13 protein-coding genes and 2 pseudogenes are annotated in these 14,613 nt (G+C 49.1%); 10 read left to right on the top strand and 5 right to left on the bottom strand.

Features of this window, described 5'->3' with window-relative positions; translation table 11 throughout:
- Positions 1-161 precede the first annotated feature (161 nt).
- From acpS to Q0257_RS08340, 3 genes are read right to left on the bottom strand one after another with little or no spacing between them, the layout of a single operon-like run.
- Entirely contained in the window at positions 162-527 is a 366-nt protein-coding gene (gene acpS / locus Q0257_RS08350; RefSeq protein ID WP_298023938.1) for a holo-ACP synthase, read from the bottom strand.
- A gap of 28 nt (positions 528-555) precedes the next feature.
- Positions 556-1,050: a peptidylprolyl isomerase gene (locus Q0257_RS08345; RefSeq protein WP_298023935.1), complete on the bottom strand. Its 495-nt coding sequence runs from the start codon at positions 1,048-1,050 to the stop codon at positions 556-558.
- A gap of 8 nt (positions 1,051-1,058) precedes the next feature.
- On the bottom strand, positions 1,059-1,793 hold the full coding sequence (locus Q0257_RS08340; RefSeq protein ID WP_298023932.1) for a YebC/PmpR family DNA-binding transcriptional regulator: 735 nt from the start codon (positions 1,791-1,793) through the stop codon (positions 1,059-1,061).
- A gap of 133 nt (positions 1,794-1,926) precedes the next feature.
- Between Q0257_RS08340 and Q0257_RS08335 the strand changes: the two genes are divergently transcribed.
- The 10 genes and pseudogenes from Q0257_RS08335 (at position 1,927) to Q0257_RS08290 (ending at position 13,319) form a co-directional block, all read left to right on the top strand.
- The gene (locus tag Q0257_RS08335; RefSeq protein ID WP_040304091.1) at positions 1,927-2,142 is read left to right on the top strand and encodes a heavy-metal-associated domain-containing protein; all 216 of its coding nucleotides are present in this window, start codon (positions 1,927-1,929) and stop codon (positions 2,140-2,142) included.
- Between the two features lie 11 nt (positions 2,143-2,153).
- Positions 2,154-4,331, top strand: coding sequence for a cation-translocating P-type ATPase (locus Q0257_RS08330; RefSeq protein ID WP_298023929.1), 2,178 nt, complete (start codon positions 2,154-2,156; stop codon positions 4,329-4,331).
- A 443-nt stretch (positions 4,332-4,774) separates the two neighbouring features.
- The gene (locus tag Q0257_RS08325) at positions 4,775-6,025 is read left to right on the top strand and encodes an ankyrin repeat domain-containing protein (RefSeq protein ID WP_298023926.1); all 1,251 of its coding nucleotides are present in this window, start codon (positions 4,775-4,777) and stop codon (positions 6,023-6,025) included.
- Positions 6,003-6,230: a hypothetical protein gene (locus Q0257_RS08320; protein WP_298023923.1), complete on the top strand. Its 228-nt coding sequence runs from the start codon at positions 6,003-6,005 to the stop codon at positions 6,228-6,230. The genes Q0257_RS08325 and Q0257_RS08320 overlap by 23 nt, the downstream gene beginning before the upstream one ends.
- A 480-nt stretch (positions 6,231-6,710) precedes the next feature.
- Complete coding sequence (locus Q0257_RS08315; protein ID WP_298023920.1) at positions 6,711-8,411, top strand: Na+/H+ antiporter NhaC family protein; 1,701 nt, start codon at positions 6,711-6,713, stop codon at positions 8,409-8,411.
- A pseudogene (locus Q0257_RS08310) lies at positions 8,408-9,076 on the top strand (tRNA (uridine(54)-C5)-methyltransferase TrmA); the annotation flags it as partial. The gene Q0257_RS08315 and the pseudogene Q0257_RS08310, both read left to right, overlap by 4 nt.
- A 453-nt stretch (positions 9,077-9,529) precedes the next feature.
- Positions 9,530-10,012: pseudogene (locus tag Q0257_RS13100) on the top strand (methyltransferase domain-containing protein); the annotation flags it as partial.
- A 100-nt stretch (positions 10,013-10,112) separates the two neighbouring features.
- Positions 10,113-11,324 (top strand): threonine ammonia-lyase, encoded by a 1,212-nt coding sequence (gene ilvA, locus Q0257_RS08300; RefSeq protein ID WP_005872070.1) that lies wholly within the window; start codon positions 10,113-10,115, stop codon positions 11,322-11,324.
- Positions 11,325-12,134: 810 nt separating this feature from the next.
- Positions 12,135-12,848, top strand: a complete 714-nt coding sequence (locus tag Q0257_RS08295) for a DUF4230 domain-containing protein (RefSeq protein WP_298023916.1) — start codon at positions 12,135-12,137, stop codon at positions 12,846-12,848.
- Positions 12,849-13,319, top strand: a complete 471-nt coding sequence (locus tag Q0257_RS08290; protein ID WP_298023913.1) for a hypothetical protein — start codon at positions 12,849-12,851, stop codon at positions 13,317-13,319.
- Between the two features lie 202 nt (positions 13,320-13,521).
- On the opposite strand, the gene Q0257_RS08285 is transcribed toward Q0257_RS08290, so the two are convergent.
- Positions 13,522-13,830: a hypothetical protein gene (locus tag Q0257_RS08285; RefSeq protein ID WP_298023911.1), complete on the bottom strand. Its 309-nt coding sequence runs from the start codon at positions 13,828-13,830 to the stop codon at positions 13,522-13,524.
- A 48-nt stretch (positions 13,831-13,878) separates the two neighbouring features.
- The gene (locus tag Q0257_RS08280) at positions 13,879-14,127 is read right to left on the bottom strand and encodes a hypothetical protein (RefSeq protein ID WP_298023908.1); all 249 of its coding nucleotides are present in this window, start codon (positions 14,125-14,127) and stop codon (positions 13,879-13,881) included.
- Between the last annotated feature and the right edge of the window lie 486 nt (positions 14,128-14,613).

The following is a 14,613-nucleotide window of genomic DNA, read 5'->3' as shown; positions in this document are numbered from 1 at the left end:
TGGTGCAAACTCCGGCGTAGTTTAAGCCCATATTTATAGGCATATAAGGGATAAATGTCAAAATGCAGATGATAAAAATCGCAGAGATTATATAATGGCGCTTTATAAATTTTAGAAAATTAATAAGATATTTTTTCAAAATTCGTCCTCTTATATATTCGTTATTTCGTTAGTTTTATATCGAGTGCGACTACCGCAATTGCGACGTTTACGTCGTGCGTGATGCTAAGACTTGCGGATTTGATATGAAATTTTTTACGGATTTTTTTACGTATTTTTAAATGCGGCGCGCCCAGAGCGTCTTTGTAAATTTTAGCGTCTTTAAAGCCGAACTCCGCGCCGATGCCGGTGCCTAGCGCCTTGCTAAGCGCCTCTTTGGCGGCATAGACGCCCGCTATACTTTCGTCGCGCAGCGCGGAGGAGCGCTCGGATTTTTTCAAAATGCGCTTTAGAAATTTCGCGCCGTATTTTGCGCGCAGCGCTGCGATCCTGCGCACCGCGGTTATGTCCGTGCCGATCTTTATCACGGTCTGGCGCCCCGCGGTTTAAATTTAATCACGATTGTAGACTCTCTTTAATCTCGATGTCGATGATCTTATCGCCCTGCCTGATCGCGTCTAAAACCGCTAGGCTAGGCTGATCCACGATACGACCAAACACCGTGTGCACGCCGTCTAGGTGAGGCTGTGCGCTGTGGCAGACGAAAAACTGGCTTCCGCCCGTATCGCGCCCCGCGTGCGCCATCGATAGCGCGCCGCGCACGTGCTTGTGCTTTTGGCGGTCGCATTCGCACTTTATGCGCCAGCCCGGACCTCCCGTGCCGGTGCCGCGCGGGCAGCCGCCTTGGATTACGAAATTTGGAATTACGCGGTGAAAATTTAGCCCCTTGTAAAACCCGCTGCGCGCGAGGCTAGCGAAATTCGTAACCGCCTGCGGGGCTTCGCCACCGAAAAGCTCCAGCTTCATATCGCCCTTTTCGGTTTTGATAACGGCGTATTTATCGCGTGCCAAAGCCGCTGCGTCGATGTCGTAAATTTTTAAATTTTCCATTTTTTCTCCTATGCGATATTGGTGTAAACCGCCTGCACGTCGTCGTCATCCTCTAGCCGCTCTAGTAGCGCGTCTATGTCACCAAGCTGATCTTCACTAAATTCGTGCTTTTCGTTGGCGACGAATTTTAAACTTGCGCTGATGATCTCAAGCCCTATCTTTTCGATACCTTCGTTTAGAGTGCCGAAGCTTTCGTATTCGCCGTAGATTACTAGCGTCTTTTCGAGCTCGCCTTTATCGTTTTCAAACTCGTTGATCTCAAGCTCGCTAAGACCGAAGTCGATGAGCTCAAGCTCAAGCTCCTCGATGTCTCGGCTCGGCAGCTTGGTCTCAAAAACAGCCTTGTGCGAAAACATAAATTTCAAACTGCCGCTCGGCAAAAACTCGCCCTTGGCTTTGTTTAAAATCGACTTTACGTTCGCGACGGTGCGGGTCGGGTTATCTGTGGCGCATTCGATTATGAGAAGTGCGCCGTGGGGCGCCTTGCCGTCGTAAAAGATCGTTTTGATATCGGCGCTATCCTTGCCGCTTGCGCGCTTGATAGCCGCGTCGATGTTGTCTTTGGGCATATTTTGCGCCTTTGCCGTGGCGATCGCGGCGCGCAGCTTGGAGTTCATCAGCGGATCTTCGCCGCCCTCTTTCGCAGCCATCGTTATGGCTTTGCCCAGTTTTGGGAAAAGTTTGCTCATCTTCCCCCATCTAGCTTCTTTTGAAGCGCGTCTGTATTCAAAAGCTCGTCCCATAAAATTCCTTAAAGCTTAAATTTAAAAACGGGTGATTATAACGAAAAACCCTTAAATTTCAGGAGCGGGCGTTGAAATAAAATTTATTAAAAAGTAGTATAAGTTTTGAAATTTTAATCCAAAGGAGAGACCCATGGCTTTGAAACAAAGCGTAAAATTTAAGGCGCAAAATATCCACTGCGAAAACTGCGCGAGGACGATCAAAAACGCGCTTAAGGATGATTTCGGCGAGATCGAGGTGGACGTAGCAAGCGGAGTGGTGAGTTTAAGCTTAGATCCGCGCGACGAGGCTAAATTTAAAGAGGAGATGGACGATTTGGGCTTTAGCGTCGCAGAAAAGCTAGCCTAAAAACTAACGCAATGTCAAGCAAAATCACTCTAAATATCGTCGGGATGAGCTGCATAAACTGCTCCAATGCGATCGAGCGGGTAAGCCGCAAAATCGAGGGGGTGCAGGAGGCGCACGTAAATTTCGCAAACGGCAGCGGCGAGTTCGTACTTGCTGATCCGGCGCTTGAGGAGACGCTAAAAGCCAAGATCAAAAAGCTGGGATACGATATCGCCGTGGATTACGAGGATTTGGAGCGCAAAAAGCGGCGCAACCTCAAAGCGGCGCTATTTAGACTTATTCTCGCTCTCGTTTTAGCCGCGGCTGTAATGGCTGTGGAGATGAGCGGTTTTTTAGGCTTCGTCCCAAAGGCGCTGCTTTGCGCGGCGATGGCGTGCGTGAGCCTATTTTACTGCGGCAAAAACTTCTTTTATCACGCTTACGGCTCTCTGAAAAACAGAAGCTTTGATATGAACGTGCTCGTGGCGATGGGAAGCTTTTTTGCGTTTGCCTATTCGCTAACGGCCGCGGCGTGGGTCTATACGCACGGCGCGCAGAATGAATTTACCAATCTTTATTTCTCCTCCGCCTCTATGATAATCGCCTTTATTTCGCTCGGCAAATACCTTGAAGAGCGCAGCAAGATGAAGGCGAACGACTACATCAAGGGGCTAATCGATCTAAGCCCCAAAACCGCGCTTTTGATCAAAGACGACGGCACGATAGCCGAAGTGCGCGCAGAAGCGCTAAAGCCGGGCGATAAGGTGCTAGTAAAAAACGGCTCGCGCATCCCTTGCGACGGACTTATCGTAGAAGGCGGCGCGCAGATCGACACCTCGCTCATCAGCGGCGAAAGCTTGGCGGTTTATAAAAGCGTAGGCGATGAGGTAAACGCAGGCTGCGTCAGCACCGACGGCGTCATCTACGTGAAGGTGACGAAATTTTCGCATCAGACGCTGCTTGCTGAGATTAAAAATCTGCTGAACGAGGCGGGCAACAAAAAGATGCCGATCGCGCGCTTTGCGGATAAAATTTCAAATATCTTCGTGCCCGCGGTGATTTTGATCGCGCTTGTTAGCTTTATAGCGTGGACGGCGCTTGACGGGCGGCTCTCGTACGCCGCATCCGCCGCTATTTGCGTGCTTATCATCTCCTGCCCGTGCGCGCTAGGGCTTGCGACGCCGATCGCTATCGTTTGCGCGATCTCAAATGCCGCAAAGGCTGGAATTTTAATCAAAAACCCTGAAATTTTAGAAATTTTAAAAGGCGCCGACGTCGCGGTTTTCGATAAAACCGGCACGCTTAGCAAGGGCGAAATTTCGGTAAGCTTCAGCGATCTGAGCGCTCAAGATCTCTACGCTCTGGCAAACGCGCAAAAGCTTAGCGAGCATCCGATCTCAAAGGCGATCGTAAAATTTGCCGAGCTGAAATTCGGCGAAATTTCTAAATTTAACGGCGAGTTTGAAAGCATCGCGGGAAAAGGTATCGTCGCTAAAAATCCCACCGGCGAAATTCTTTGCGGCAGCGCGGGCTTTCTGCGCGAGCGCGGCGTGGATGCGGGCGTCGAAGTAAAAGCGGAGGAACTTTTAGACAAGGGCTTCGGCGTCGTTTACTGCGCGATAGGCGGCTCGTACGCGGGCTTCATCGCATTTAGCGACGAGATCAGAGCTGAAGCGCGCAGCGTCGTGCAGACGTTGCAAAAAAGCGGCGTAAAAACCGTCATGCTAACGGGCGATAACGCCAAAACGGCAAATTTCGTCGCTCGCAACCTCGGCATCGACGAGGTAAGAAGCGGAGTGCTTCCAAGCGGTAAATATGAGTTCATCAAATCCCTGACGGACGAAGGCAAGCGAGTGCTTTTCGTGGGCGACGGCGTCAATGACGCACCAAGCTTAAAAGCCGCTAGTATCGGTGTCGCGATGAACGGCGGCAGCGACGTAGCCAAGGGCGCGGGCGACGCGATCTTTATAAAAAACGACCTTGCAAGCGTGCTATATCTATTCCGCCTAAGCGGCGCCGCAATGCGGACGATCAAGCAAAACCTCTTCTGGGCGCTGTTTTACAACGCCGTATGTATCCCGATCGCAGCAGGCGCGCTATATCCGGCGCTCGGCGTGCTTTTAAAGCCTATGTACGGCGCTGCTGCGATGTGCTTTAGCTCCGTGACGGTCGTGCTAAATTCCATCAGATTGAAATTCGCTAAATTTTAACGCGGCGGATTTTGCGCTAGGCGCGGAATTTTGCGCGGCGAAATTTAACTCTACTCGCTGCAAAATTCTTTTATTCTGCGAGGAATTTTACCTCGCAAATTCTATCTCTCTACTAATTGTGCGTAGAATTTTGTGGCACGGGCTTCTCTTACAAAATTTTATTTCACGATAAACCTAGCACGGAATTCCGCCAGATCTGTACAGCTTGCAAAATTTTATTTTACCGCTAGCTCGCGCGTAAATTTTAAAATTTTAGCCTGCCGATCGCTGTGCCCTCATATAGCCCTCCATTGCTGCGCCTATAACTACCATTATTTAACGTCGCTGCGCCGTAAAATTTTAAAAATTCCGCAAAATTTTATAAGGTTGAAAGGAATTCCATAAAATTCCACCGCCCGCACTAAGTTTTAATAAATAAATTTAAAGGTAAAATAACGCTTCAAATGCAATTCGAGGTAGCGATGCGAAAAATTCTAATGGGTTCGTTTGTTTTTTGCGGCACGCTTTTTGGCGCTTCTTGCGAGCAGATACTAAGCGATCCGCGCGGCTTTTTTAGCAAAGAGCCTGCGGACGAAGAGCTGCTGCAAAGCGATTTTGGCTGTAAAGGCTCGCTAGCTGGCGCAGAATTTTTGCAAAATTTAAAAAGCGCGGCTTCTGAGATCAGGGACGAAAATATCGATTGTGTCGGTAACGAAGCCTTGCTGAACGAAAAAAGGCTTGAGCGAACCTTGGCATTTGCGGGGATGGATGGCGAGGGCTTTTTGAGCTATGCTAAAGAGAAAAACTACGCGCAAATTAGCGAAAAATCGCTTGAAGCCTTAGAATTTTACTCCGAGCGCAAGATTGGAAATTTCATCGCTTATGGCAATTTTATGGGCGAGATCCCGGCAACCAGGGAGGCGCTAAGAGATTATTTCGCCGCCAAATTTAATAAAAACGACGCCGATGAGCTGGCAAGCGCCGTGATAGCGGAATTTATCGCATACGCCGCAAAGGATCGCAAGGCGGGAGATTACGGTGAGCTTGAGCTGGCGCTAAAAGGCGGAGTAGGTGCAGATGAGTTTCGTACGCTACTTTTTAGCAAGGATTTTGCGATTTACGAGCTTGATAATGCCCTGGATCTGGCGCTTTTGCTAGGATATGACGAGCGCTTTAGCGGCGCTTTGATCGAGCGAGGCGCGCAGGTGAATGCGGGTGAGGAAAACTCTCTATTTTACGCGATGAATAACGTTCAAAGCGCTAAATTTATGATCTCTAAAGGCGCTTTGGTTGGCTATAAAAACTCGCTTGGGCAAACTCCGATATTTTTCGCCGCCGCGGCAAAAAATTATGAGCTCGTAAAGTTGCTAATCTACTCGCACGCTAGCGTAAATGTCCGCCAGATCGGCAGCGCTGAAGCTCAGGCTCTAGCGTCGCTAGGCGAGCGTAGCGACAGCTGTGAACGTTCGGGCGCGGGCAAGACACTGCTGATGTTTGCGGCGCAAAAAAGTACCAAGCAGATCGTTGAATTGCTCGTAAAATCGGGCGCAAACGAAAAGGCGGCCGACGAGGCGGGGCTAAATGCGCTAGACTACGCGCTTGCGGGTGGTGAAGCGGCTACGCAGAGCTATTTGCGCTCGCTTGGATTAAGTCCTACGCAAGTAAGCGATGATTTTACGAGCGATCCGCAAGATGCACCTGAGCGTGAGAATTAGCGGGCTTGATTTAAAGGGTCGCTCGCCGCTTCGTCGTCGTTTTAGGTTTGCAGCGTTTTGGGTTTGCAAAAGCCTTATGAGCTTTAAATTTAATGTTTTGCCGCTTTGTAAATTCTATAAATTTAGCGGATTTTTCGAGTGCGAGTTGGTAGAATTTAACGCTTTAAAATTTTATCGCTTTGCTTGCGCAGGTTGCATGCTCTGAAATTTTATAAACGCGCAGACGAGCTTTAAAAATGGCGATATTTGTGCGTTTATGCGCGATAAAATTTTTGCCGAGGGATTTTGGTTTGCGATCAAGAGCGGGATTTCGTCAAATTTTGCGCACGAAATTTATCGCTCTTGCGGCAAAGCAAGTGTCGCAACATTGCGGAATTTTACCTTGACTTGGGGGCTTTTGCTATGTTAAGTAGAATTTAAATGCACTTATAAAACGCTTTTTGATTACGCCGCGCGCGGTATTTTGCACCGGAGAGATTTTTCTGCGTGATAAATTGCTTAAAAATGCGTGCGCAAAATTGCAAACGCAGCAAAATAGCAGAGCTTGTTGCGCGATTAAGGCGCTCAATAATCGCCGTAAAAGAAAGCGCGTGAATACGAATTTGCTGCAAAGTGCGCAGAATTTTAAAATTTAACCCCGATCGGGGGCTAAATTTTAAAATTTTATCAATCATCAAGGATTAAAATGTTAAAAAATTTGCTTATCTTTACGGCGATTTTTTTGCCCGCGCTGGCGCTTGCGGACGTGGAGCCCGCCGTGCGAAATAGCGAGCTTTACGGCGTGCTGACGCTTATACCGCCGGTTGCGGCGATCGTGCTTGCTTTTATCACCAAGGACGTGATTTTGTCGCTGTTTTTGGGCGTGCTAAGCGGGACTTTTCTCGTCGGTATGGTAGATCACGGCATCGCGGCTTCGGCGCTTTTTGCCTTTACGAACCTGTGCTCGCGCGTAGTAAAATCGATGGCGGATACGTGGAATGCGGGCATTTTGCTTCAGGTCATGTGTATCGGCGGGCTCATCGCTCTGGTGACCAAAAGCGGCGGCACGAAGGCGCTTGCGCTCTGGCTTAGCAAGCACGCAGACACTCCCGTTTTGGGTCAAATTTACACCTGGCTCATGGGTATCGTGATATTTTTCGACGATTATGCAAACGCGCTGATCGTGGGCCCTATCATGCGACCGCTTATGGATAAATTTAAAATTTCGCGCGCGAAATTCGCCTTCATCATCGACGCGACCGCCGCGCCGATCACCGGTATCGCAGTGATCTCCACGTGGGTCGGAGTTGAAATTTCGGCGATCAAAGAGGCCTATTCGCAGATCGGCATAGAAAACATAAACGCTTTCACCGTCTTTGTAGAGACGATCCCGTATAGATTTTATAATATTTTCATGATCTTTTTCGTAGTCGCTACCGCCGTAATGAGTAGGGAGTTTGGATCGATGTATCGCGCAGAGATCGCATCTCGCGGCGGTAAGAGCGGAGCTACGGATTTTAAAATTAAAAATTTAGAGGATCAAATTTTCGTGCCCAAAGAGGGCGTCGCACTTCGCAAGCTAAACGCGATAATCCCGCTAGGAGCGATGATCGTTCTTTCCGTCATCGGGTTTTATTTTAATGGCTACAGCTCGCTGGAGGGCGAGGCTTTGGAGGCGGTCAAGGCAGCCCCTCTTAGCTTTACTTCGATCCGTACCGCATTTAGCGCAGCGGACGCCTCGGTCGTGCTGTTTCAATCCGCGCTCTTTTCTTCGATCATCGCCGTCGTTTTGGGTATCGCGCAAAAAATTTACGGCGTCAAAGAGGCGATCGAGGTCTGGGTTGGCGGCTGGAAAAGTATGCTAAATACCGTCATAATCCTGCTTTTTGCGTGGTCGCTAAGCTCTGTTATCAAGGAGCTAGGCACTTCGCGCTACCTAGTCGAGCTTCTAAGTGACGCTACGCCGCGCTTTGCTCTTGCGATCGTGATCTTCGTGCTTAGCTCGTTTATCTCCTTTTCAACGGGTACGAGCTTCGGTACGATGGGTATAGTCACGCCTTTGGCTGTGCCGTTAGCGCACGCCGTGGGGCAAAAATATGGCCTTAGCGGCGAGGAATTTCACGTTTTCATGTGCGTAAATATCAGCGCAGTACTCACCGGAGCGATCTTTGGCGATCACTGCTCGCCGATTTCGGATACGACGATCCTCTCTTCGATGGGCGCAGGCTGCGATCACATCGAGCACGTAAGCACGCAGATGACCTATGCGCTGGTCGTTTGCGGCATCAGTATCGTTTGCGGCTACCTGCCTGCGGGCTTTGGGCTTAGCGTGTGGGGATGTCTGATCTTGGGTATCGCGGCTATCATTCTTTTACTGCGCACGGTGGGTAAAAGAGTGGATGTATGAACTGCGAAAGCTTCGGTAGTTGCGGCAGCTGCACGCTCAGCGGGTCTTATGAGGATCAAATTTTATACAAAAAGCAGCTGATAGGCGATAAGCTTAGAGAATTTTTTGACGGCGAGTTTGAGTTTTTTGCCTCACAGCCGCAAAATTACCGCATTAGGGCGGAATTTGGCATCTGGCACGATATTTGGCATAGCGCATTTGATCTTGCCTACACGATGGGCGGCGCACGTAGCAAGAAAATTTTAATTAACGAATGCCCTAAAGTGGCGCTTCCTATCGCAAATTTAATGCCGCAACTGCTAGAGGCGCTTAGGCGGAGCGAAGCTTTAAAAGAGAAGCTCTTCGGCGTCGAGTTTATCTCGTGTGCTAGCGGGATTTTGGCGACGCTGCTTTATCACAAGCGCCTGGGCGAGCGCGAACAGGAGGCGATTTGCGAACTAGCGGGCAAGCTTGGTATCACGATCATGGCTCGCGCGCGCAGACAGAAGCTTCTAAGCGGCGAGCTAAGCCTCATAGACGAGCTTTGTGTGGACGGGCGAGTTTATAAATTTCGCTTCGGCGAAAACGCCTTCATCCAGCCAAACCGCGGCGTGAACGAAAAGATGATCGCCTGGGCGAGAAGCTGCGTGGACTTCGGCAAAGAGGGCACGAGCGAGCTGTGCGCCGCGCAGAATTTCGCCGATAGGAATTTTGTTGAAAAAAATTTTGCCTCGCAAAATTCCGCTGTGCAAAATTACGGCTGCGAGCAGTCCACCCCGCGAAATTCTACGGATCGAAATTTTGCTTCTGAAAATTCCGCCGAATTTGACGCCGCTTGTCGAAATTCCGTTAAAGCAAATTTCGCTTCTGCAAAATTTAGCGGCGAAAATTCCGTGAAATTTAACTGCGCGTCCGTAGACGAGGGCACTACAGATAAAAATTCCACTCGCAAGGATTTGGAAGTGCAAAATTCCGCCCCTCAAAATTTCATCGAACAGAATTTGACCGCGCAAAATTTGGATTGCGAAAAGCAAAGCGCGCAAAATTTGGCTAAAAAGAATTCCGTCGCGCAAAATTCTAGCCGCGAGCAGTCCGCAGCACAAAATTCGAGCTGCGAAAAACATTCCGTGCGCCCAGAAAGCTCCGGCGCGCGCGATCTGCTGGAGCTGTACTGTGGGCACGGCAACTTTACCATCCCGCTTGCGGCTAAATTTAACCGCGTGTTGGCGAGTGAAATTTCAAAAAGCTCGATCGCGAATGCCCGCATAAACTGCGAACTCAACGGCGTTTGCAACGCGCAATTCGTCCGCCTTAGCGCGGATGAGCTGATGAGCGCGTTTGCGCGGCAGCGCGAGTTTGAGCGACTAAAGGGGATCGATATTTTCAGCTACGATTTTTCGCACGTCTTGATCGATCCGCCGCGCGCGGGGCTGGAGCCTAGCGTGATTGATTTCATAAAAAATTTTCAAAATTTGATCTACATCTCCTGTAATCCGCAGACGCTTTTTGAAAATTTACGTTCGCTTTGCGCAACGCACGAGGTGCGCAGGTTTGCGATATTCGATCAGTTCGCGCATACGGCGCATATCGAATGCGGCGTGCTGCTAAAGCGCAGGAGCTAGGTGAGCTTAAAACCGAAGTCGCGGATTTAGGCTGCGCGCGAGATAAAATTTCGCCTAAAATATGTATAATAACAAAATTTAAAATTACGAAAGGAAATAGATGGTTGATCTAAATAAAATCATCCAAGCAAAGCGCACGATAAACGATTTCGTCTATAAAACGCCCTTTGCTTTGGCGCCGAAGCTCAGCAAGCTTTACGGCGCGGAAGTGTATCTCAAAAGCGAGAATTTGCAGCGCACCGGCGCGTATAAGATCCGTGGGGCTTACAATAAAATCGCGCATCTTACGGATGAGGAGCGGGCACATGGAGTAATAGCCGCAAGCGCGGGCAACCACGCCCAAGGCGTAGCGATGAGCGCGCAAAAATTCGGCGTGCATGCCGTGATCGTAATGCCTGAAGCCACGCCGCTACTTAAGGTAAGCGGCACGAAGGCTCTGGGCGCAGAGATCATCCTAAAGGGCGATAATTTCGACGAGGCGTACGCGTTTGCACTGGAATATGCCAAAGAGCATAATCTGACATTCGTGCATCCCTTCAACGACGAGTTCGTCCAAGCGGGCCAAGGCACGATCGCGCTTGAGATGATCGAGGAGGTCGCAGATCTTGAATACATCGTCGTTCCGGTTGGTGGCGGCGGGCTTGCGACGGGGGTTTGCAGCTGCGCCAAGCAGATCAACCCGGATATCAAAATCATCGCCGTAGCCGCCAAGGGCGCGCCTGCGATGCACGATAGCTTCGTCGCGAAAAAGCCGCTAAATTCCAAATCGGTCCGCACCATCGCCGACGGTATCGCAGTGCGAGATACGAGCGAGATCACGCTCTCTACGATCATCGAGTGCGTCGATGAGTTCGTGCAGGTCGATGACGAGGAGATCGCAAGCGCGATACTCTATCTGCTCGAGCAGCAAAAAATCATCGTCGAGGGCGCGGGCGCGGCAGGCGTAGCGGCGCTGATGAACGCGAAATTTGCATTCCCCGCGGGCGCAAAGATCGGCATCATCCTAAGCGGCGGCAACATCGACGTGCAGATGCTAAACATCATCATCGAAAAAGGCCTCATAAAATCGCACCGCAAGATGACGATCAACGTCACGCTCGTCGATAAGCCGGGCGCGCTTACGGGGCTTACCGAAATCTTGCGCCGCGCCAATGCAAACATCGTCAAGATCGACTACGACCGCTTTTCGACCAACATCGAGTACGGCGACGCGCAGATCACGATCACGCTTGAGACCAAAGGCAAGGCTCATCAAGAGGACATCGCCTGGGCGCTCAAAAACGCAGGGTATGATTTCAGGGAGATTTTGTAAAATTTCTTAGAGCTTTGAGCTTGGGCTTTGATTGCGCTTCTCGACTCACGGCGGTTAAATTTTAAATTTACATCCGCTTTATACCCACCGTGCCGAAATGCTTTGCGTGGGTATTTTAATCTTTGGTGTATTTCTATTGGGGCGGGAAGGGGGCTTGAATTGCGAGGTCGCTCCCCTTCCCGCCCCAAACCCCACCTAACCCCCGACGACGCTAGCGGTGCAGGCTACGCCTGAGTTTAATTTTAATGAAACAAATAAGCATAAAATTCTGCGTGTCGTAATTTAAATCGTAAAATTAGCGCAAGCGTAGCTCGCCCTTCTAGCGTCGCGCGGGTGGGGGTTGGTAAGGGGGCGGGGTGCGCCTCGCAACTCTGAGCGCCGCCCCCTTACTGGTCATGTATGGCACACAACGTCCACGTAAATATGCATAAATTTTTTGGAATTTAACTGATAAATTTACAACTTAAATTTAAAGCGTCGCTTTACCTTATAAAATTCCGTTTAAATTTTAGCTCGTGATATCGTAATCTTGAAGCGGGAAGGGGCCCCAATTGCGAGGTCACACTTCTCGCGGGCGCCGCCTCCGCAGCACCGCATTGCTCCGCTCGCCCACAAACCCCACCCATCCCCCGACGACGCTAGCCGTGGTGCGGACTGCGTCCGCGTTAAATTTAATAATTGCGCTTCGCTTCTTTGAAATTCGTTCTACGATTTTAAAATTTCTTGCCGCAAAAATCGTAAAATTTTAATTGCACTACAAATCGGCGCTGTATTTTGCTAAAATACCGATAAAATTTTAAAGGATGAAATTTGGAAAATTTTGCTTTTCTTCTAAATTTAGTGATATTTTGCATCTTGGTTTTTATGTTTTTTAAGATGCGCAAAAGCGGCGAGCAGGCGGGCAAGCCGCAGATCGCCACCGACATCACGCGGCTTAAAAGTATCGGCGAGCTGAGCGTTTTTAAAATTTACTCCAAAGAGATCGTCACGCGTAAGCAAAACGTAGGCAGCGGGCTGCTGGGCTCGCTCGTCTCGCCGCTGATGACGAAAAAGCAGATTGCCATCATCTTCGAGTTTGAGATCGAGTTCGTTTACGACCTGCTAAGCCCCGAGTTTGCGATATTGCCGCAGGGCGAGGATCGCTACGAGATCAAGATGCCGCCGTGCAAATACAAATACTCGATCAAAGATATGAAAATTTATGACGAGAAAAACGCCAAGCTGCTACCGTTTTTGCTGCCCGATTCGCTAAACGGGCTGTTCGGTGCGAGCTTCGATGAAAGCGATAAAAACCACCTCATCGACGACGCAAAGGACGAGGTCAAGCAGCTCTCGCTAAAAATCATCAACGATCTTGGCGGCAAGATCCACAAATCCGCGACCGACACGCTGGAGGCGATCGCCAAGAGCTTCGGCGCGAAGGAGGTCGGATTTATCTTCCAGGACAAGGCGCTGCAGAGCATCGACATAAGCTCAAACGAGATCGCAATCGATAAGTCGCTAAAATCGCAGATCGAGAAGTAGATGGAGCTTTTTAAGGCGCTTTTTAAAATTTACTTCGCCCGCATGCTCGCGTTTATGGATGCTTGCGCGAGGGCTTGGCGGCGATTTTATGAGCCGATCAGGCTGCGTAAAGAGAAAAAGCGCCTGCGCGCGAAGGGCTATTTTACCGAGGATGCGATATGGGCGGAGTTTTTCGCGGATTTTAAATTTTGCAAATGCTTTATCATCAAAAAAATCCTCTATCCAAACTTCTACGCGATCAAAAACTCCTCCAAATGGGAGGCGGGCTCAAAGCGAGCTAGTTTTTCTGTAGGTTCATTTGCATACGACGAGATCGCGTGGGTGTGGGTGCCGCGAGCCTTCGATGGCGGGCGGAAAAACGATCTAGCGAAGCTAAAAAATCTATTGCAAAAGATCCCCGCGTTGCGCTACGAGCAGAGCGATACGGGGATTAAAATTTTCGGCTACGAGTGCGGCGAAGCGGGCTTATAGTCGTATGGTGCGAAATTTAATAAATTTTGTCGAGGATCGCGCCGATGCAGCCAAAATTTGCACTGCGTAGACGGACAGCGGGCAGGTTTTGGTAGCCGTGTGTCTTTGCCAAAACAGCGCAAGCAGCGTGAAATTTCATATTTGTAAACGCCCCAGCGCGATCTAAATTTAAACTCCGCGCGAGTATAAACGCGGGCAAATTTTATCTCTCCGCCTGGCTCCATAGACCCTTTGCTTCGGCGGGGTTTTTCATATTAAGCCACGCAAGAAGCAGCACTACGGACGCCAATGGATTTAAGATTAAATTTAGCAGTTCCATGCAATTTATGACGCCCATCGTTATAGCGGCGGAGGCCGGTATTTTAAACATCATGCCGTAGATGACGTCTGCGCCGATATCTGCGATTAGCAGCGCGGCATATACGGCAAAAAGCTTGCATCCGGTAGCGGCGCGCAACTTAAAATTTATAATTATCCAAGAGAGCGTAACCGCAAAAATCAAATACGGCACGTATATTTGCAGCCTACTGCAATCACATCTTCTAAGTATATAAATGGCTTAAAAATATAGCAGCGCCGCAAGCGCAATGCTGTAAGCGTATTTGAAGATTATAAAAATCTGCGGGCCCGTGATATTTTGGATGTTTTTAAGCGCGTGATAAAGGAATGTAAAGGCAAAAATCCACACTAAGATTTGAGAATCCAAGTAAGCGATCTCGCCTTTTATAGAATACGCCACGCTTGCGACCAGTAGACAGAGCGCGCCGAGCGTGCCTTGCAGCTTTGCTCTTTGAAAATCTTCATACATTTTATCCCTTTAAATTTTAATGCGCAGCTCGCTACGATGCGGGCGCCGCTTTGATTATCGCCGCGCAGGCTTTAAATTTAGCCGCTGCGAATTTTAATTTTACGCGCCGCGCATACTTCGTACTTTACGTCGCTGTGAATGATTTAAGCTCAGCACGCCGCCGAATATCTCATCCTTGGGCTACTGCCGCAAATTTTATTTGGTGCTGCCGTTACGAGTGCTTTTAATTTAACGCCGTAGTTACCGCAAATTTTACTTTGCCGCCGCCGCTCGCGCAATACGTTTTTGAAATGGGATTTTACGCAAATTCTGTTTAAAATGGATTTAACTTTTTAAATTTAAAAGCAGCGGAGCAACTTAAAATTTATAACTATCCAAGTGCCATTACTATAAGCATTAAAAACGCTTATTTTTGATTTTTAAATTTGAGTTGTTTTTAGTAAATTTTGCTTACAAATTTTGTATAATTTTTAAAATTTTATATCG

The sequence above is a fragment of the uncultured Campylobacter sp. genome, from assembly GCF_938018035.1.
Lineage (GTDB): Bacteria > Campylobacterota > Campylobacteria > Campylobacterales > Campylobacteraceae > Campylobacter_B.
Note: the sequence above shows the minus strand (reverse complement) of the source record. Positions and strands in the feature narration are given on the sequence as shown.